The 19,692-nt window shown below is 71.9% G+C and carries 13 protein-coding genes; 4 read left to right on the forward strand and 9 right to left on the reverse strand.

Going from position 1 to position 19,692, the window contains the following annotated elements:
• Positions 1–85: 85 nt before the first annotated feature.
• The 4 genes from ACIRRS_RS19125 to ACIRRS_RS19140 all read right to left on the reverse strand — a co-directional run bounded on the left by ACIRRS_RS19125 (position 86) and on the right by ACIRRS_RS19140 (position 9,120).
• Complete coding sequence (locus ACIRRS_RS19125) at positions 86–5,032, reverse strand: NAD-glutamate dehydrogenase (RefSeq protein WP_402972035.1); 4,947 nt, start codon at positions 5,030–5,032, stop codon at positions 86–88.
• A gap of 284 nt (positions 5,033–5,316) precedes the next feature.
• The gene (pruA, locus tag ACIRRS_RS19130; protein ID WP_402972086.1) at positions 5,317–6,942 is read right to left on the reverse strand and encodes an L-glutamate gamma-semialdehyde dehydrogenase; all 1,626 of its coding nucleotides are present in this window, start codon (positions 6,940–6,942) and stop codon (positions 5,317–5,319) included.
• A gap of 310 nt (positions 6,943–7,252) precedes the next feature.
• Positions 7,253–7,909, reverse strand: coding sequence for an HAD family hydrolase (locus ACIRRS_RS19135; RefSeq protein ID WP_402972037.1), 657 nt, complete (start codon positions 7,907–7,909; stop codon positions 7,253–7,255).
• 47 nt (positions 7,910–7,956) lie between these two features.
• Positions 7,957–9,120 carry a helix-turn-helix domain-containing protein gene (locus ACIRRS_RS19140; protein WP_402972038.1) on the reverse strand — a complete coding sequence of 388 codons (1,164 nt, stop codon included), beginning with the start codon at positions 9,118–9,120 and terminating at the stop codon, positions 7,957–7,959.
• Positions 9,121–9,298: 178 nt separating this feature from the next.
• Between ACIRRS_RS19140 and ACIRRS_RS19145 the strand changes: the two genes are divergently transcribed.
• On the forward strand, positions 9,299–10,558 hold the full coding sequence (locus ACIRRS_RS19145) for an Ig-like domain-containing protein (protein ID WP_402972040.1): 1,260 nt from the start codon (positions 9,299–9,301) through the stop codon (positions 10,556–10,558).
• Between the two features lie 35 nt (positions 10,559–10,593).
• Here ACIRRS_RS19145 and ACIRRS_RS19150 read toward each other — a convergent pair whose 3' ends face one another.
• Together ACIRRS_RS19150 and ACIRRS_RS19155 are read right to left on the reverse strand one after the other, a co-directional pair.
• The gene (locus ACIRRS_RS19150) at positions 10,594–11,103 is read right to left on the reverse strand and encodes a DUF6912 family protein (protein ID WP_402972042.1); all 510 of its coding nucleotides are present in this window, start codon (positions 11,101–11,103) and stop codon (positions 10,594–10,596) included.
• Positions 11,104–11,183: 80 nt separating this feature from the next.
• Positions 11,184–12,218, reverse strand: a complete 1,035-nt coding sequence (locus tag ACIRRS_RS19155) for a patatin-like phospholipase family protein (protein ID WP_402972044.1) — start codon at positions 12,216–12,218, stop codon at positions 11,184–11,186.
• 341 nt (positions 12,219–12,559) lie between these two features.
• Here ACIRRS_RS19155 and ACIRRS_RS19160 point away from each other — a divergent pair, with 341 nt between their 5' ends.
• The gene (locus ACIRRS_RS19160) at positions 12,560–13,021 is read left to right on the forward strand and encodes an Rv3235 family protein (protein ID WP_402972046.1); all 462 of its coding nucleotides are present in this window, start codon (positions 12,560–12,562) and stop codon (positions 13,019–13,021) included.
• Positions 13,022–13,110: 89 nt separating this feature from the next.
• On the opposite strand, the gene secA is transcribed toward ACIRRS_RS19160, so the two are convergent.
• Entirely contained in the window at positions 13,111–15,876 is a 2,766-nt protein-coding gene (secA, locus tag ACIRRS_RS19165) for a preprotein translocase subunit SecA (RefSeq protein ID WP_402972048.1), read from the reverse strand.
• A gap of 242 nt (positions 15,877–16,118) precedes the next feature.
• Between secA and ACIRRS_RS19170 the strand changes: the two genes are divergently transcribed.
• Together ACIRRS_RS19170 and ACIRRS_RS19175 are read left to right on the forward strand one after the other, a co-directional pair.
• Positions 16,119–16,697 carry a GNAT family N-acetyltransferase gene (locus ACIRRS_RS19170; protein ID WP_402972050.1) on the forward strand — a complete coding sequence of 193 codons (579 nt, stop codon included), beginning with the start codon at positions 16,119–16,121 and terminating at the stop codon, positions 16,695–16,697.
• 71 nt (positions 16,698–16,768) lie between these two features.
• Entirely contained in the window at positions 16,769–17,956 is a 1,188-nt protein-coding gene (locus ACIRRS_RS19175; protein ID WP_402972052.1) for a winged helix-turn-helix domain-containing protein, read from the forward strand.
• Positions 17,957–17,982: 26 nt separating this feature from the next.
• Here ACIRRS_RS19175 and ACIRRS_RS19180 read toward each other — a convergent pair whose 3' ends face one another.
• Complete coding sequence (locus tag ACIRRS_RS19180) at positions 17,983–18,741, reverse strand: response regulator transcription factor (protein WP_031076603.1); 759 nt, start codon at positions 18,739–18,741, stop codon at positions 17,983–17,985.
• Positions 18,742–18,945: 204 nt separating this feature from the next.
• On the reverse strand, positions 18,946–19,638 hold the full coding sequence (hpf, locus tag ACIRRS_RS19185) for a ribosome hibernation-promoting factor, HPF/YfiA family (RefSeq protein WP_402972054.1): 693 nt from the start codon (positions 19,636–19,638) through the stop codon (positions 18,946–18,948).
• Between the last annotated feature and the right edge of the window lie 54 nt (positions 19,639–19,692).

Consider the following 19,692-nt stretch of genomic DNA (forward strand, 5'->3'; position numbering starts at 1 on the left):
CGCCCCCATCTCTCCCGGGCCGGAACCCTATAGCGATGGGGCCCGCGTCCGAAGACGCGGGCCCCACTTCACTCGCCGTACGACGTCAGCGCATCGAACCCGTGCGCAGCAGCGTGCGGATGACCCGCATGGCCACCGACAGGCTGGACAGCTCGTAGTTGTCCGAACCCCTTATGTCGTCGAGGGTGCTCTTCGCCCGGTTCAGCAGGGTGGAGTTGAGGTCCGCCCAGGCGGTGTAGCGCTCCTCCGGGGTGGCACCCTCGGGGCCGCAGGCGAGGATGTCGGCGGTCAGCGCCGCGTGCGCCGCGAAGAGGTCCTCGCGGATCGCGGCCCGGGCCATCGACGACCAGCGGTCGGTGCGGGGCAGGTCGATGATGCGGTCGAGCAGGTGCGAGATCTGCAGGCGGTCGCCCAGGTCGTAGTACAGCTCGGCGACGTCGGCGACGTCCTTGCCGGAGCGGTCCGCGACCTCGGTGATGTCCAGGATCGGGAAGACCGAGGACAGGCCCGCGATGCGGGTGGCCAGCTCCTCCGGCACCCCGGCGCCGGCGAGTTCGCCGTAGATCTTCTCGTACCAGGCCAGGTCCTCGCCGCGCAGCGGCTTGGGCAGCGAGCCCCAGACCTGGGCGATCCGGTCGTGGAAGAACTCGATGGTCGCGGCGATGTCGAGCGGCTGGCGGCGGTTGTTGAGCATCCACCGGGTGGCGCGCTCGACGAGGCGCCGCGAGTGCAGGCGCATCTTGGTCTGGACGCGCGCGGGGACCTTGTTGTCCAGGCCCTCGATCTCGGCCCAGATCTCCTCCAGGCCGAAGACGGCCCGCGCGGCGGTGTGCGTCCGGGCGATCTCCTCGTACGTGGCGCCGGTCTCCTCCTTCAGGCGGAAGGCGAAGGTGCAACCACCGCGGTTGATCGTGTCGTTGACGATCAGCGTGGTGATGATCTCGCGGCGCAGCGCGTGGTTGTCGATCGCGTCGGCGAACCGCGCCCGCAGCGCGCTGGGGAAGTAGTCGTGCAGCGCGGCGCGGAAGTACGGGTCGTCGGGCAGGTCGGTGGCGAGCAGCTCGTCGGCCAGGATGATCTTGGTGTAGGCGAGGAGCACGGACATCTCGGGCTGGGAGAGCCCGCGGCCGTTCTGCTGGCGCTCGCGGATCTGGCGCTCGGCGGGCAGGAACTCCAGGCCCCGGTCGAGGCGGCCGGCCGCCTCGAAGCGGTTGATCATCCGGGAGTGGACGTTGACCATGCTGTGCGCCTGGGCGACGGCGTTGGCCAGGACGACGTTCTGCGCGTAGTTGTTGCGCAGCACCAGGTGGCCGACCTCGTCGGTCATCTCGGCGAGCAGGGCGTTGCGCTGCTTGACCGTCATGTCGCCGTCGGCGACGACCTGGTTGAGCAGGATCTTGATGTTGACCTCGTGGTCCGAGGTGTCCACGCCGGCCGAGTTGTCGATGGCGTCGGTGTTGATCCAGCCGCCGCTGCCCTCGGGGCCGCCGAGCGCCGCGTACTCGATGCGGCCGAGCTGGGTGCAACCGAGGTTGCCGCCCTCGCCGACGACGCGGGCGCGGAGCTGCTCGCCGTTGACGCGGATGGCGTCGTTGGCCTTGTCGCCGACCTCGGCGTTGGTCTCGGCCGAGGCCTTGACGTAGGTGCCGATGCCGCCGTTCCAGAACAGGTCGACGGGCGCCTGGAGGATCGCCTTCATCAGCTCGGCCGGGGTGAGGCGGCTCGCCTCGACGCCCAGCGCGGCGCGGACCTGCGGGGTCAGCTGGATCGACTTCGCCGAGCGGGGGTGGACCCCGCCGCCGGCCGAGATCAGCGACTTGTCGTAGTCGTCCCAGGAGCTGCGCGGCAGGTCGAACAGGCGGCGGCGCTCGGCGTACGAGACGGCCGCGTCCGGGTTCGGGTCCAGGAAGATGTGGCGGTGGTCGAAGGCGGCGACCAGGCGGATGTGCTCGCTGAGCAGCATGCCGTTGCCGAAGACGTCGCCGGACATGTCGCCGATGCCGACGACGGTGAAGTCCTCGGACTGGGTGTCGACGCCGAGTTCGCGGAAGTTGCGCTTGACCGACTCCCAGGCGCCGCGGGCGGTGATGCCCATGCCCTTGTGGTCGTAGCCGGCCGAGCCGCCGGAGGCGAAGGCGTCGCCCAGCCAGAAGCCGTACGACTCCGCGACGCCGTTGGCGATGTCGGAGAAGGTCGCGGTGCCCTTGTCGGCGGCGACGACCAGGTAGGTGTCGTCCTCGTCGTGGCGGACCACGTCGGCCGGGTGGACGACCTCGCCGGCCACCAGGTTGTCGGTGATGTCCAGCAGCGCCGAGATGAACGTCTTGTACGAGGAGACGCCCTCGGCCAGCCAGGCGTCGCGGTCCACCGACGGGTCCGGCAGCTGCTTGGCGACGAAGCCGCCCTTGGCGCCGACCGGCACGATGACGGTGTTCTTGACCATCTGGGCCTTGACCAGGCCGAGGATCTCGGTGCGGAAGTCCTCGCGCCGGTCGGACCAGCGCAGACCGCCGCGGGCGACCTTGCCGAAGCGCAGGTGCACGCCCTCGACCTGCGGCGAGTACACCCAGATCTCGAACGCCGGGCGCGGGGCCGGCAGGTCCGGGATGGCCTGCGGGTCGAACTTCATCGACACGTAGGAGTGCCAGGCGCCGGAGCCGTCGTGCTGGAAGAAGTTGGTCCGCAGCGTGGCCTTGATGAGGTTCAGGAAGGAGCGCAGGATGCGGTCCTCGTCCAGCGACACGACCTCGTCGAGCGCGCCGGACAGCTCCTCCAGGATGCCCTCGGTCAGCTCGTCAGCGCCCAGGCGGTGGCTCGGGCTGAGCCGGGCCTCGAACAGGTTGACCAGCAGCCGCGTGGTGTGGGTGTTGTTGCGGAGCGCGTCCTCCATGTAGTCCTGGGAGAACGTGGAGCCCGCCTGGCGCAGGTACTTGGCGTAGGCGCGCAGCACCGTCGCCTGGCGCCAGTTGAGCCCGGCGGTGAGGACCAGCTCGTTGAAGCCGTCGTTCTCGGCCTTGCCCGTCCAGGTGGCCGCGAAGGTCTCCTGGAAGCGCTCGCGGGCCTCGTCGGTGAGCTCGGTGGCCTCGCGCAGCTTGAGGCCGAAGTCGTACACCCACGCGGTGGTGCCGTCCGAGCGGCGCAGCGCGTACGGGTGCTCGTCCAGCACCTCGACGCCCAGGCGCTGGAGGACGGGCAGGACCTCGGTGAGCGAGATCGGGCCGCCGACCCGGTAGATCTTGAAGCGGCGCTCGTCGTCGCCGGCGCCGACCGGCTGGTACAGGTTCAGGCGGAAGTCGCCCTCGCCGTGCAGCGACTCGATCTGCTTGATGTCGGCGACGGCGGTGCGCGGCGGGAAGTCGGCGCGGTAGCCGTCGGGGAAGGCGTTGGCGTACTTGTGGCCCAGCTCGGCGGCCTTCTCCTCGCCCAGCTCGGTGTGCAGCTGGTCGTGGAAGCCGTCCATCCAGAACCGGGCGGCCTCGGCCAGGCGGTTCTCGATGCGCTCGATGTCGCTGTCGGTGAGCTGCGGCAGCGCGGTGCCGGGGGCGACGCGGACGACGAAGTGCAGACGGGTCAGCACCGACTCGGTGGCGTACACCGTGTAGTCGATGGTGGCGCCGTTCAGCTCCTCCTTGAGGATGTCCGTGATCAGCAGCCGGATGCGCGTGGTGTAGCGGTCGCGCGGCAGGTAGATGAACGCGGAGAAGTAGCGCCCGTACTCGTCCTGGCGCAGGAAGAGGCGCAGCTTACGGCGTTCCTGCAGGTAGAGGACGCTGGTGGCGATGGAGAGCAGCTCGGAGGCCGGGGTCTGGAAGATCTCGTCCCGGGGGAAGGTCTCCATGATCTGCAGCAGGTCGCGGCCGTCGTGGCTCTCGCTGGAGAAGCCGGAGCCGTCCAGGACGGCCTGCACCTTGCGGCGCACGACCGGGATCCGGGTGACGGACTCGGTGTACGCGGCGGAGGAGAACAGGCCGAGGAAGCGGCGCTCGCCGATCGGCTCGCCGGCGGCGTTGAACTTCTTCACGCCGACGTAGTCGAGGTAGGCCGGGCGGTGGACGGTGGAGCGGCTGTTGGCCTTGGTGAGGACGAGCAGCTTCTTCTCGTGGGCCTTGGCGCGCACCGGGGCGGAGAGCCGGCCGAAGGCCTCGGAGACGGGGTGGTGGGCGCTGTCGTGGCCGTGCGGATCGGCGCGCAGGATGCCCAGGCCCGTCCCGGCGACGGCCTTGAGGACCTCTTCGCCCTCGTGCTCGACCAGGTCGTACTCGCGGTAGCCGAGGAAGGTGAAGTGGTCGTCGGCGAGCCAGCGCATCAGCTCCCAGGCCTCGCCGACCTCCTGCTCGGGCAGGGCGGCCGGGGGCTCCTCGGCCAGCTCGTCGGCCAGGCGCAGCGCGCTGTCGCGCATCTTGCCCCAGTCCTCGACGACCTCGCGGACGTCGCCGAGGACGCGCCGCAGGCTGGACTCGATGGTGCGCAGGTCCTCGCGGTCGGTCTCGCGGTCGATCTCGATGTGCATCCACGACTCGACGGTCGCGTCCTCGGGCCACTCGGTGCCGACGGCCTGGCTGCGGGAGCAGGCGTCGACGTCGAGGATCTCCAGGAGCTTGCCGGTGATGTCACGGCGGACGAGCAGCTGGGGGTGGATCACGATGTGGATCGCGCGGTCCTGGCGGGACAGCTCGTTGGTGACGGAGTCGACCAGGAAGGGCATGTCGTCGGTGACGACCTCGACCACGGTGTGGCCGCAGGACCAGCCGTTCTCCTCGACCGAGGGGGTGTGCACCCGCACCTCGGCCGTGCCCTGGGGGCGCTTGAGGCCCAGGCGGTAGTGGGAGGCCGCCGCGCCGTACACGTCGACCGGGTCGCGGTCGACCAGGTCCTCGGGCGCGGTGTGCAGGTAGTAGTGGTGCAGGTACGCGGTCAGAGCGCCGTTGCTCAGACCCTCCCCCGGCGCCGCTCCCCCCACCTGGCTGTTCTCAGCGGCTGCGGCTGCCTTCTTGAGCAGTTCGGCCTTGGCTGCGTCCAGCTTGGTCTGCATGACTTCTTGGCTCCTGTCGCGCGCCGTTGCGTGACTCGGTGGTGTGTGGATGTACACCGACGGGTCTATCGCAATCCTGCCGCACCATCCGACTGAAAGGGGCTCATGGCACGCATGAAACGCCCGCACAGTGGGTAGGACGATTCGTCCTGCGAAAGCCACCCGACGACGCCAGCCAGCCTAACCGGATCAATCGAAGGTGGACAGGGACAGGTAGGCGCAAAGCCGCAGGATGTCCGGTCCGTCCTGGACACCATGTCCAATCCGGAGCCCGATGTTCGCTTTCAGCCCATATGCGGGTAACCGGAAGTGGTCGCAGGGACGAAGGTCTCCTTGATGGCCCGCGCCGAGGTCCAGCGCAGCAGGTTCTGGGCGGCGCCCGCCTTGTCGTTGGTGCCGGAGGCGCGGGAGCCGCCGAAGGGCTGCTGGCCGACGACGGCCCCGGTGGGCTTGTCGTTGATGTAGAAGTTGCCCGCGGTGAACCGCAGCGCCTCGACGGCCTGGGCGATGGCGTAACGATCCTGCGCGATCACCGAGCCGGTCAGCCCGTACGGGGCTCCGGCGTCGACCCGGCCCAGCACGTCGTCCCAGCGGGAGTCCTCGTAGACGTGGACGGCGAGGATCGGCCCGAAGTACTCGGTGCGGAAGATCTCGCCCCGGTGGTCCGAGGAGACCAGGACGGTCGGGCGGACGAACCAGCCGATCGCGTCGTCGTACTGGCCCCCGGCCGCCAGCTCGACGGTCGGGTCCGCCTTCGCCCGCTCGATCGCGGTGCGGACCTTCTCGAAGGCCCGCCTGTCGATCAGGGCGCCCATGAAGTTGGACAGGTCCGTCACGTCGCCCACCGTCAGGGCGTCGATCTCCGCGAGGAGGTCGTCCTTGATCCGCTGCCAGAGGCTGCGCGGCAGGTAGGCGCGGGAGAGCGCCGAGCACTTCTGGCCCTGGTACTCGAAGGCGCCGCGGACCAGGGCCGTCCTCAGGATGTCCGGGTCGGCCGAGCGGTGCGCCAGCAGGAAGTCCTTGCCGCCGGTCTCGCCGACGATCCTCGGGTAGGTGCGGTAGCCGCCGATGTTCGCCCCGATGGTCTGCCAGAGCGACTGGAAGGTGGCGGTGGAGCCGGTGAAGTGCAGCCCCGCCAGCGCCGGATCGGCCAGCGCCACCGGGGAGACCTGGAGGCCGTCGCCGGTGACGAGGTTGATCACCCCGGGCGGCAGGCCGGCCGCCTCCAGCAGCCGCATCAGGTGGTACGCGGCCAGGGTCTGCGTCGGCGCGGGCTTCCACACCACGGTGTTGCCCATCAGCGCCGGGGCGGTGGGCAGGTTGCCCGCGATCGCCGTGAAGTTGAACGGGGTGACCGCGTAGACGAAGCCCTCCAGCGGGCGGTGGTCGACCCGGTTCCAGACGCCGGGCGAGGAGATCGGCTGCTCGGCCAGGATCTGCCGGGCGAAGTGCACGTTGAAGCGCCAGAAGTCGATCAGCTCGCAGGCGGAGTCGATCTCGGCCTGCTGCGCCGTCTTGGACTGGCCGAGCATCGTGGCGGCGTTCAGCGTCTCGCGCCACGGCCCGGCCAGCAGCTCGGCCGCGCGCAGGAAGACCGCCGCCCGGTCGTCGAAGGAGAGCGAGCGCCACTGCCGCCCGGCCGCCAGCGCCGCGTCCACCGCCGCCCGGGCGTCCTCCCGGGTGGCGTTGCCCAGCACGCCCAGCTTGGCGGCGTGGTGGTGCGGCTGGACGACGTCGATCCGCTCACCCCCGCCGAAGCGCTGCTCGCCGCCGATGGTCATCGGCAGCGGCACCTGCTCGGCCGCCAGCTCGTCCAGCCGCCGCAGCAGCCGGGCCCGCTCCGGGGTGTTCGGCGCGTACGTGAGCACCGGCTCGTTGACCGGGGTCGGCACCTCGGTGACTGCGTCGATGGGCATGACGGCTCCGTCCTGGCGGCTGGTGGCGGGGGTCACCGTCCAGCCTGACCAGGCGGGGCGCGATCCGCCCGTTCAGACACGCGGACGGCGGACGTGGCGCCCGCCACTCGCGGGCGGGCCCGTCTTGTCGGTCAGCCCGGATCAGCGTGCGGCGTTGGGGTGCGTGCATCGCAAGGCGGAGGAGGGAGCCACTGCGGTGGGGGCACCTCCCAGCCGCCAGGCTGGGGGACATTGGCGACCGACGACAACGCGGCGAGGTGCGTGCCCCGGCGTCGCACGCCCGGGAAGACCGGCAAGACGGGCCCTAACCCGCCAGCCGTCCGGCCAGCTCGACGGCCTCGGCCAGGCTGTCCACCACCGGGACGCCGACCGGCTCCAGCTTCTCCCTGGTGTGCGAGCCGCCCGTGTACAGCACCGCGTGGGCGCCCGCCTCCAGCGCGGCCAGGGCGTCGTCCGCCGCGTCGCCGATCAGCACGGTCCGGGCCGGGTCCACCCGGCCCGCCAGCTCGGCCAGGTGCCGGGTCAGGTGCTCCGCCTTCTTCCCGCCGGACGGGCCGCTGCGGCCGTCCACCCGCAGGAAGCTGCCGGTCAGCCCGAAGCCGTCGACCAGCGGCACCAGCTTCTCGTGCTCGTACATCGACAGCAGCGACTGGCTGTTGCCCGCCTCCCGCCAGAGCGCCAGCAGCTCCCGCACGCCGTCGGTCAGGCCGCAGGCGGGGCTGAGCTGGACGTAGCGGTCGTGGAAGGCGTCGTCCAGCCGCGACCACTCCTCCCGCGAGGGCAGCCGGCCGAGCAGCCGCTCGTAGAAGCGGGGGATCGGGACCTCGTACTGCTCGCGGTACTCCTGCAGCGTCATCGGGCCGACACCGATGGTCGCGAAGGCGGCGTTGCTGGCGCCGAGGACGGCGTCCATGTCGTGGAAGAGGGTGCCGTTCCAGTCCCAAACGATGTGAGTGCGCACGAGGTCCTACGGTAAACGGGACGGCCGACACCCGGGTAGGGCGGGCGTCACTGCTGGAAGGGGCTCAGCTCCCAGGCGTTCGCGCCGATCGGGTAGTGGTACTGCGGCCGGCCCTTGAGCGCGCTGGTGCGGAACGGTTCGCCGTCGCCGAGGCCGACGGAGAGCGTGCCCTTCCGGCTGCCGCTGGACCACTCCAGTTCCAGGTACCAGCTGACGTCGTGGGACTTGGTCTCGGCGTTGACCTCGATGACCTCCGGGTCCCGCTCGCTCACCTTGAGCGGCAGTCCGCTCCGGCCCCCGCTCACGACCGGACGGGGGCGGGGCGCGTCCAGGTCGAGGTCGTACGACTGGCGGCCGACCCCGCCGCCGCAGCCCTCCCCCACGGCGTAGGCGTTCCAGGCCAGCGGGGCCGCGATCCGGGCGATGCGGACGTTGAGGGCGGTCAGCACCACGGTCTCGCTGCCGGTGCCCTGCACCGTGAGCTTGATGGACTGGTACTGGCCGGGGACCGCCCCGAGATCGGAGGCCCAGCCGGGGACGTCCAGCACCTCGGGCGGGCGGGGGACCTGCGACGGCGGGCGGTCGACGAGGAACCGGTCGCACGCGGAGTCCCAGCCGGACGGGCGGACGGCGACGGTGATCGGGGCGCTCTCGCCCCGGTCGGTGGCACTCGGCGTGGCGCCGGAGGTCGGGTCCGCGGCCGTAGCGGGGGCGCGCTCGGGGTCACCGGTCGCGCGGTCGGTGGCGACGGCCCCGACGGCGGCGAGCACCGCGACGGCCGCGACGGCCGCGAGGACGCCCCGGTGGACGCGGCGCCGCTTCAGTACGACGACGTCCCCCGCGGCCGGCCGCGCTTCCGGTCCGGCCACCGGTTCGACCTCGGCTTCCGGTTCGACCTCGGCTTCCGGTTCCGTGCGGGGCTCCGGTGCCCCGGGGGCGGAGGCCTGCCGGTTCCCCCGCGCCGCGTCGGCGGCGGCCCACAGCCGGTAGAGCTCGGTGTGTTCCTCCGGTGTCGCCCGGCACACCCGCGCGAAGCGCTCCAGGGGAGCGAACTCCACCGGCGTCGCGTCGCCGTTGCAGTAGCGGTGCAGGGCCGACGTGCTCACGTGCAGTCTCTTCGCCAGCGCGCCGTAACTGAGCCCCGACCGGCTCTTCAGCTCCTGGAGCAGCCCCGCGACCGCGTCCGTCGACTCCCCGATCCCCTCCGGCACCGGTCCTCCCCCCGCTCGTGCCCCGTCCCGGCTCCCCGCCGAGGCGTCCCAGGCAGGTTACGTCTCCCCAGTTCAACCGCGGTAGGGGCGTCCCGGCGTCCCTGATCACCGGCCCACCGTTGCGGCCGGGACGAACCGGCGCGGAAGCTGACGCCGAACACCGAGAGGGAGCGAACCTGTGAGCACTGTACGGACGGCCCCGGCCGCGATACGCACCAACGACCGTCTGCGCCGCGGTGCGGTGGCACTGGCGATGGGCGGGGTCCTGCTGATGTCCGCGGCCTGCGGCGACGACAAGGACAAAGCCCCTGAGGCCGCCACCGCCGCCACCACCGCCACCACCGCCACCGACGCGCCCGGCGGGGCCGCCACGGCGGAGACGCCGAAGACCTCGGCCGCGGTGCTGAACGTGGAGCCGAAGGACGGGTCCCAGGCGGTCGCACCGACCGCGCTCCAGGTGTCCGTCTCCCAGGGCAAGCTCACCGCCGTCGCCGTGACCGACAAGAACGGCAAGGCCGTCCAGGGCTCGATCACCCCGGACGGCACCGGCTGGAAGCCCTCCGCCGCGCTCGCCCCCGGCACGGCGTACACGGTGAACGCCCAGGCGAAGGACGCCACCGGTCTGGTCTCAGCGATCACCAGCGCCTTCACCACCGCGGCGGCCGGCAAGCAGGTGTCCACCAACGACAACATCGCCGACGGCCAGACCTACGGCGTGGGCATGATCGTCAAGGTGGACTTCAGCAGCAAGGTCGTGAACAAGGACGCCGTCGCCAAGGCCATCACCTTCGAGACGGACAACGGCACCGAGGTGAAGGGCCACTGGTTCGGCGACAACCGGCTCGACTTCCGCCCGGCGGACTACTGGAAGCCGAACACCAAGGTCACCATCCACTACCGGCTGAAGAACGTCGAGGTCGCCCCCGGCGTCTGGGGCGACGTCGACAAGGACGAACCGTTCACCATCGGCCGCTCCCAGGTCACCACTGCGGACTCCGCCAAGCACCAGATCACGATCGAGCGGGACGGCAGGTCCACCACCGTGCCGGCCACCCTCGGCGACGCCCAGCACCCCTCCTGGGGCGGGACCATGGTCATCATGTCCAAGGAGCCCATCACCCACATGGACTCCCAGACCGTCGGCATGGGCAGCGAGTACAACATCCCCGACGTCCCCCACGCGATGCGGCTGACGAGGAGCGGCACCTACCTCCACGGGAACTACTGGTACAAGGGGGACCCGTTCGGCAACGAGAACACCAGCCACGGCTGCATCGCCCTCAAGGACGTGGCGGGCGGCCGCGACACCTCCCCCGCGGGGTCGTTCTACAACAGCTCGATGATCGGCGACGTCGTCAAGATCGTGAACACCAAGGAGAAGACCGTCGCCCCCGACAACGGCCTCGGCGGCTGGAACCTCACCTGGGCCCAGTGGTAGCGGCCCCCGGGTGGGGCGGGGCGGCGGCGGGGGCGTCACCCCAGGAGGGCGGGGATCTCCTGGGTCGCGAACCAGAGCAGGTCGTGGTCCTCGGCGCCGTCCACGGTGAACTGGGCGTCCTGGTCCCCCGCGTCGGCCGCGGCCACCGCCGCCACCGCCGCCGTGACGTCCTCGACCACCTCGGCGTCGGCGACGTCCGCGTGCACCGAGGCCGCCTTCGCCAGCTTCACCGGGCCGGCCAGCACCACCCGGCCGAGCGAGGCCTGGTCCTGGTACTCGTCGCCGGGGAAGGGGCGCACGGCCGAGTCGGCCACGTCCAGCGCGACCACGACGCGGCGGCGCGGGGCCTGCGGGTCGGCCGCCAGCAGCCGCAGCGAGGACTGGGCGGCCCGGTTGAGCGCCGCGTACTCCAGCTCCTCCAGGTCGTCGCTGACGTACCACTCGCGCAGCGCCGGGGTCACGGCGTAGGCCGCGGACTCGTCCAGGGCGCCGCCCTGGTGCGCCGCCGCCAGGCCGTTCAGGGTGGTGGGCACGTACACGCGCATCGGTGGCACTCTCCGGTCTCGTCCAGCGGCACAGCTACTCAGCGCCCCAGAATAAGCGCCCGCGGGCCGGTTGTGATCACCTACCGGGCGGCCCGCAGCGCCTCCCGGGTGGTCCGCAGGGCGCTCTCCAGCACCTCGCCCCGGCGAGCCGGGTCCATCATGTTCGGGCCGATCGCCGCCAGATCGGCCGGTGTCGGGGCGAGCAGCCGCACCCGGACGCCCTCGGCCCGCAGCAGCGCGGCCTCGCGCAGCAGCTGCCGGGTGACGGCGCGGCGGTAGCGGCCGACCAGCTGCGCCAGCACGCCGCGCGGGCGCTCCCTCCCGCGCCGCCCGCGCGGAGGGCCGCCGCGCCTCGGGGCCGGACGCAGGGCCATCGGGGCGAGCACGTACACCTCCTCCAGGCCCCGGCCGAGCAGCAGGTCGGCATTGGTGGCGGACCAGCAGCCGCCGTCCACGTACGCCGAGCCGTTCAGCCGCACCGGTGCGAACCAGCCGGGGATCGCGCAGGAGGCCGTCACCGCCTCGGCGGCGGTGACGGGCGGGGCGTCCGGGTCCCCGAAGACCACCCGGTGGCCGGTGCGGTAGTCCACGGCGGCCACCCGCAGCGGCGAGGCGGCCCAGGCGTGCGGCTCCAGCAGCCCGCGCACCAGTTCGCCGACCGGCGCCAGCGAGCCGCGCCCGTGCGGCGCCACCGCCGAGACCATCGTCAGCAGCGGGTACTCGCCCGGGTGCCGCACGGCCTCCCGCAGCAGCCCCGGCGAGCCGATCCCGGCCCGGGGGCGCGGCGGGAGGGCGCCGCCGACCGCCGTGTCGTAGTCGAAGTCCACCCCGGCCAGCGGGCCCTCGGTGATCGGCAGCCCGCGCTGGTGGTCGCGCAGCTGCTCGGGGCGCACCCCGGCGGCCAGCAGCGCGGCCAGGATCGCCCCGGCCGAGGTGCCGAGCAGCAGGTCCGCCTCCCCGGGCGGGCCGCCGGTGGCCTCCTCGACGGCGCACAGCGCGCCGACCGTCCAGGCCGCGCCGAGCATCCCGCCACCACCGAGGACCAGGGCCCTCCGGGGCGGGCCCGCAGGAGAGGGCGAGCCCGCCGCCGGTGTCACCGCCACCCGTGTCGTCATCGCGGCCGCCCGTCCTCGTACGTCCTCGTACGTCCTCGTGCCGCCCCCGGTCAGGCTCCGATCCTGCGCGCCACCGCCCGGCCGGCGCAACGGGAGGGGCCGGCGGGGGCCACCCGGTCCGCCGAACCCGGCGTCCCCTTTCCGGGTCGTACGGCCCGCCCCCGCCCGTCAACCGCGTGCCGTCCGCGTGGGCCCCCGGCCGGGCGCCCCACCTGTCAATTCGCCCGGATAGGTGAACTTTCCCCGGCTTGCGCGGGACTCGAAAACGCATTGCCGCCTCGTACGGACGCCCTCCAGCCTGAGCCCGTCCGTACCCGCACCGACCGCCCGGGGAGCCGCTCGTGACCGCCCACCTCAACCGCCTCGCCACCGGCCCGCAGCACCGCCCGCGCCCCACCGGCTGCGACCAGGCCGGGCGCCGGCCCCGCCGGCCACGGGCCGACTGCGCGGCCGCCGTCGCCGCCACGCCCGAGGAGCACGACGCCCGCGCCCTGGCCGGCCGCTTCGCCCGGCAGCTCGTCGAGGTGCTCACCGGCGTGCGCCCCTCCGGCCAGCTGATGCGGCACACCACCCTGGACGGCTACGGGCAGCTCGCCTCGCTCGTCCGGGTCGGGGCGCTGCGCCGGGGCGGCCCGGCCGACCGGCCCCGGCTCGGCCCGGTGCACGACCGCTCGCCCTCGCCCGGCGCCGTCGAGGCCTGCGTCCGGGTCGACCTCGGCCGGCGCCACCACATGGTCGCCTTCCGCCTGGAGCGCCGCGGCCCCGCCGGGCAGTGGCGGTGCACCGCCGTGGAGGCCCGGTGAAGGCGTTCCCGGCTCGGCCCCGGTACACGACGGCGCAGGGCGCCGCCCCCGTCGGGGAACGGCGCCCTGCGCGGTGTCCTGCGGGCGGATCAGCCCTTGCGGCGGCGGCCCTTGGCGGACTTGGCGGCCTTGCGGCGCTCGGCGCGGGTCAGCCCGTCGCTCTCGTCCTCCGGCGCCAGGTCGTCGAAGTCACCCTCGACCACACCGCCGCCGACCTCCTCCGAGGGGGCGGTGTAGTGCAGCTTCTTCGGCTTCGGGGCCTCCAGGCCCTTGGCCTTGATCTCCGGGCGGGCGGCGGCGTCCTTCTCCAGCTTGTCGAGCACCACCGCGGCGTCCTCGAGCGGGACCTCCTCCGTCTGCTGCTCGACCTGGATCTCCACGTTGAACAGATAGGCGACGGACTCCTCCTTGATGCCCTCCATCATCGCGGTGAACATGTCGAAGCCCTCGCGCTGGTACTCGACCAGGGGGTCGCGCTGCGCCATCGCGCGCAGGCCGATGCCCTCCTGGAGGTAGTCCATCTCGTAGAGGTGCTCGCGCCAGCGGCGGTCCAGCACGGCCAGCACCACGCGACGCTCCAGCTCGCGCAGGATCTCCTCGCCGAGCTGGTCCTCGCGGGCGCCGTACTGCCCCTGGACGTCCTCCTGGAGGACCTTGATCAGGAACTCGGGGGTCAGGCCGGCCGGGCCCCCGACCTCCTCCTCCAGCTCCGCCAGGTCCAGCGAGAGCGGGTAGAGCTGCTTGAGCGCCGTCCAGAGCTTGTCGAGGTCCCAGTCGTCCTCGAAGCCCTCGCCGGTCGCGGCCCGGACGTACGCCTCGATGGTGTCGTCCATGAAGTGGCCGACCTGCTCCTGCAGGTCCTCGCCCTCCAGGACGCGGCGGCGCTCGCCGTAGATGACCTCGCGCTGGCGGTTGAGGACCTCGTCGTACTTGAGGACGTTCTTGCGGATCTCGAAGTTCTGCTGCTCGACCTGGGTCTGCGCGGAGGCGATCGCCCGGGTGACCATCTTCGACTCGATCGGCACGTCCTCGGGCACGTTGGCCATCGAGAGCACGCGCTCGACCATGCCGGCCTTGAACAGGCGCATCAGGTCGTCGCCCAGCGACAGGTAGAAGCGGGACTCGCCCGGGTCGCCCTGACGGCCGGAGCGGCCGCGCAGCTGGTTGTCGATCCGGCGGGACTCGTGGCGCTCGGTGCCGAGGACGTAGAGGCCGCCGGCCTCCTTGACCTCGTCCTGCTCCGTCTTGACGGCGGACTTGGCCTTCTCCAGCGCGTCCGGCAGGGCGGCCCCGTACTCCTCCGGGTTGTCCGCCTCGGTCAGCCCGCGCTGTGCCAGCTCGGCGGAGGCCAGGTGGTCGGGGTTGCCGCCGAGCATGATGTCGGTGCCGCGGCCGGCCATGTTGGTGGCGACGGTGACGGCGCCCTTGCGGCCGGCCTGCGCGACGATCTGCGCCTCGCGCTCGTGGTGCTTGGCGTTGAGCACCTCGTGCGGGATGCCGCGCTTGCGCAGCTCCTGCGACAGGTACTCGGACTTCTCGACCGAGACGGTGCCGACGAGGACGGGCTGGCCCTTCTCGTGCTTCTCGGCGATGTCCTCGACGACGGCGGCGAACTTCGCCGGCTCCGACTTGTAGATCAGGTCGGGCTGGTCGATGCGCAGCGGCGTCTTGTTGGTCGGGATCGGCACGACGCCGAGCTTGTAGATCTGGTGGAACTCGGCGGCCTCGGTGGTGCCGGTACCGGTCATGCCCGCGAGCTTGTCGTACAGGCGGAAGAAGTTCTGCAGGGTGATGGTGGCCAGGGTCTGGTTCTCGTTCTGGACCTCCACCCCCTCCTTGGCCTCGATCGCCTGGTGCATGCCCTCGTTGTAGCGGCGGCCGGCCAGGATGCGGCCGGTGTGCTCGTCGACGATCATGACTTCGCCGTTCATGACGACGTAGTCCTTGTCCGCCTTGTAGAGCTCCTTCGCCTTGATGGCGTTGTTCAGGAAGCCGACCAGCGGGGTGTTCACCGACTCGTAGAGGTTGTCGATGCCGAGGTAGTCCTCGACGCGGGTGACGCCCTCCTCCAGGATGCCGACGGTGCGCTTCTTCTCGTCGACCTCGTAGTCGCGGTCGATCTTCAGGCGCAGCACCAGCTTGGCGAAGTCGGCGTACCACTTGGTCGCCTGGTCCGCCGGGCCGGAGATGATCAGCGGGGTGCGGGCCTCGTCGATGAGGATCGAGTCGACCTCGTCGACGACCGCGAAGTTGTGGCCGCGCTGGACGAGTTCCTCCTGCGACCAGGCCATGTTGTCGCGCAGGTAGTCGAAGCCGAACTCGTTGTTGGTGCCGTACGTGATGTCCATCGCGTACTGGCGCTTGCGCTCGGCGGGCGTCATGTTGCCCAGGATCACGCCGACTTCGAGGCCGAGGAAGCGGTGCACCCGGCCCATCCACTCCGAGTCGCGCTCGGCGAGGTAGTCGTTGACGGTGATCAGGTGCACGCCCTTGCCGGTCAGCGCGTTGAGGTACGCGGGCAGGGTGCCGACCAGGGTCTTGCCCTCGCCGGTGCGCATCTCGGCGACGTAGCCGTGGTGCAGCGCGGCGCCGCCCATGAGCTGGACGTCGTAGTGGCGCTGGCCGAGCACGCGCTTGGCCGCCTCGCGCACGGTGGCGAAGGCCTCGGGGAGGATGTCGTCCAGCGTCTCGCCGTCCTCGAGCCGCTGCTTGTACTCGTCGGTCAGCGCGCGCAGCTCGGCGTCGGTGAGGTTGACGAAGTCCTCTTCGATGGAGTTGACCTGGGCAGCAATCCGCTGCAGCTTGCGAAGGATCTTGCCCTCGCCGGCGCGCAGGATCTTGTCGAAGACGGACACTTGAGCGGGCTCCTTGCCTGTATTGGCACTGGACGACTGCACGGGGGGTCCACCCCACCGCACGGGCCATCGTATGCGAGGAGTCCAATGCCCCGGGAGGTGCGTCAGCACGCTATTCCCGTGTCACCCGCGCGAGCACATGGCCCGATAGCGCCGCCCACCGGGGCAAAACGGTCGGCGGGTCGAGGAGTTGGACGGATAACCGGATGACCGTCTTCCCCCTTGGGCGAAATAATCCGTTCATGGAAGCACTCCCCACCGAATCCGCCCCCTCTCCCGCCCCCGTGACCCTCACCACCGAGCGCCTCGTGCTGCGCGCCCCGGTGGAGTCGGACATCGACGCGATCTTCGCCGCCTGCCAGGAGTCGGAGATCCAGCGCTGGACGGTCGTCCCCGTGCCGTACCGCCGCGAGGACGCCGAGTTCTTCGTCCACAATCTCGCGGTGAACGGCTGGCGCACCGGGGAGAACCGGATCTGGGGCGTGTTCGAGCGCGGGTCCGGCGCCCTGGTCGGCGCCCAGGGCATCGTGCTGCGGGAGGGCGACAAGGGCTGCGGCGAGATCGGCTGGTGGGCGGTGAAGGAGTTCCGCGGCCGCGGCTACACCACCGAGGCCGCCCGGGCCGTCGCCCGCTACGGCCTGCGCGAGGGCGGCCTGCGCCGCCTGCAGTGGCTGGCCTACGTCGGCAACGAGGGCTCCCGCGCCGTCGCCGAGAAGGCCGGCTTCCGCTTCGAGGGCACGCTGCGCTCGTACGCCGAGCAGCGCGGCACGTTCCACGACTCCTGGGTCGCCTCGATGCTCCCCTCCGACCTGGAGGACTGACCGGGGAGCCCGCCGGCCCGGCCCCGTCACGGTTCCCTCCGTTGTCGGTCCCCCCGGCTACGCTCCCCGGCATGACCGCCGCAGCCCCCGCCCCCGTGACCGCCCTGTCCGCCGACGAGGCCCGCCGGATCGCCCTGCGCGCCCAGGGCCTGCTGGGCGCGCCGGACCGACGCTCCGGGGTGCGCGGGGTGCTGCGGCACCTGGGCGCCGTCCAGTTGGACACCATCTCCGTGCTGGCCCGCTCCCACGAACTCGTGCCCTACGCCCGGCTCGGCGCGGTCGGCCGCCCGGCCGTCGAGGCCGCGTACTGGGGCGCGGGCACGAGCTTCGAGTACTGGTCGCACGCCGCCTGCATCCTCCCCGTCGAGGAGTGGCCGCTGTTCGCGTTCCGCCGCCGCGGCTACCGCGACCGTGGCCGCGTCTGGAACCACCGGGTCACACCCGAGACGTACCGACACGTGCTCGACAAGCTGCGCGCCGAAGGACCGTTGACCTCCACCGAGCTCGGCGGCGCCAAGCGGACCAGCGAGTGGTGGGACTGGTCCGACACCAAGATCGCCGTCGAACGGGCCCTGGCCTTCGGCGATGTGGTCTGCACCGACCGCCGCAGCTGGAAGCGCGTCTACGCGCTGGCCGAACAGGCCGTCCCCGACGCCCTGTTGGGCCGCGAGCCCGACGACGAGGAGTGCGTGCGCACCCTGGTCGCCCAGGCCGGCGCCGCCCTCGGCGTCGCCACCCGGGCCGACCTCCAGGACTACCACCGGCTGCGCGCCGATCAGTTGGACGCCGTGCTCGCCGACAGCGGCCTCGTCCCGGTCGAGGTGGCCGGCTGGGGCCCCGACGGCTCCCCCGCCCCCGCCTGGGCCGACCCGGCCGCCCTGGCCACCGCCCCGCGCGGGCGCCACCGCACCACGCTGCTCTCGCCGTTCGACTCGCTGGTCTGGGACCGCCCCCGCACCGAGCGGATCTTCGGCATGACGCACCGCCTGGAGGCCTACACGCCCAAGCACAAGCGGGTGCACGGCTACTTCGCGATGCCACTGCTGGCCGGCGGCCGCCTGGTCGGCCGGGTCGACCCGGCCCGCGAGGGGCGCACCCTGGTCGCCCGTCAGGTCTCCCTCGACTCCCCCGGGCACGTCGAGGCGCTCGCCACCGCCCTGCGCGAAGCGGCCGACTGGGTCGGCTGCGAGTCGGTGCGGGTCGAGGCCCTGAACGAGGAGGGGCTGCGCCCGGCCCTGGAGCAGTTGCTCGCCGGCTGAACCGGCCGGCGGGCCGGGCGCCCGGCTCACCCTATTTCGAGGATCTTCTCCCGCATCGCGTACACCACGGCCTCCATCCTGGAGTGGAGTTGGAGCTTCTCCAGGATGTTGCGCACGTGGTTCTTCACGGTGTTCTCGCTGATGAACAGCTCCTTGGCGATCTCCCGGTTGTTCATCCCGGTCGCCACCAGCTTGAGCACCTCCAACTCCCGGTCGGTGAGCCGGGGCGCGGGCACGAGGTCCCGGTCGTCGGAGCGGCGCTGGATCATCGACTTGAACTCGGTGAGCAGCTTGGAGGCCATCGACGGGCTGATCTGCGACTGCCCGTCCGCCACCGCGCGGATCGCCGTGGCGACCTCGTCCGTGGAGATCTCCTTGAGCAGGTAGCCGGTGGCCCCCGCCTTGATCGCCTCGTAGAGGTCGGCCTCCTCGTCGCTTATCGTCAGCATGATGATCTTGGTGCTGGGCGCCACGTCCTTGATCGCCGTGCAGGCCTCGATCCCGCTGCGGCGCGGCATCCGGACGTCCATCAGGATGATGTCCGGCAGCAGGTCGGCGGCCTTCAGCACGGCCTCGGCGCCGTCCCCCGCCTCGCCGACGACCTTGATGTCCGGCTCCTCGGCGAGCACGATCTCCAGCCCCCGGCGGAACAGCGCGTGGTCGTCCACGACCAGCACGCGGATCGGCTCACCCCGGCGCGGCGCGTACGCGGGCTCCTCCTCCGGCCCCGGCGGCAGCCCGGCGACCGGCCCCGCAGCGGGCCCCAGCCCGAAGTGATCCCCCATCCGCTCCTCCCCCTTCGCGGGTCGACGTCCGCCAATCATTCCACGCCCCGCCCCGGCCCCGGTCACCCTCCGACGCCGATTGCCCCGCTTCGGGTGACCCGCCGTGCCCGGACCCGGGGGCGCCGCCCGGAACCCGCCCCCGAAAACGCCGGTGACCCCGGCGGCCGAGGCCGCCGGGGTCACCCCTCCACACTGCTCGGACGGTCAGTCCTCGTCGTCGAACCGACCGATCGCGCCGCCCGCACCGCTGGCCACACCGGCCGCCATGTCGGGCTGCACGTGGATGACACCGTAGTGGTAGCCGTGCCGGCGGTAGACGACGCTCGGCAGGCCGCTGTCCTTCTCCACGAAGAGGTAGAAGTCGTGGCCGACCAGTTCCATCTCGTAGAGGGCCTGGTCCAGGGCCATCGGGGCGGCCGAGTGGGTCTTCTCGCGGACCACCAGCGGGCCTTCGCCCTCCACCTCCAGCGATCCCATCATGGTCTTGCGGACGGCCCCGTTGGTCTCCTCCGACACCGCCGGCTCCGGCAGCGCGGCCAGCCGGGCGGTCGCCTCGGCGACGCTGATCGGGGTACGGCTGCCGTTGCCGCCCTTGTGGACCCGGCGGCGGTCGGCGGACTTGCGCAGTTGTGCGTCGAGCTTCGCGGAGGCCAGGTCGAGCGCCGCGTACGGGTCCGCAGCGGCGGCCTCCGCCCGGATCACCGGGCCACGGGTACGGAGAGTGATCTCCACCCGGTCCGACCGGTCGGCCTGACGCGGGTTGTGCTCCTTGGACACCTCGACGTCGAGGCTGATCACCTTGCCGTCGAACTTCTGGACCTTCTCCAGCTTCTCGGCCACGTGCTCGCGGAACCTCTTGGGCACCTCGGTCTTGCGGCCCTTGACGACGATGTCCACGCAGAACTCCGATCCCTCGTGCTGACGCCGATCCGGGTGCTACCGGATCGGGCT

This window comes from Kitasatospora sp. NPDC101183, assembly GCF_044767945.1.
GTDB lineage: Bacteria > Actinomycetota > Actinomycetes > Streptomycetales > Streptomycetaceae > Kitasatospora.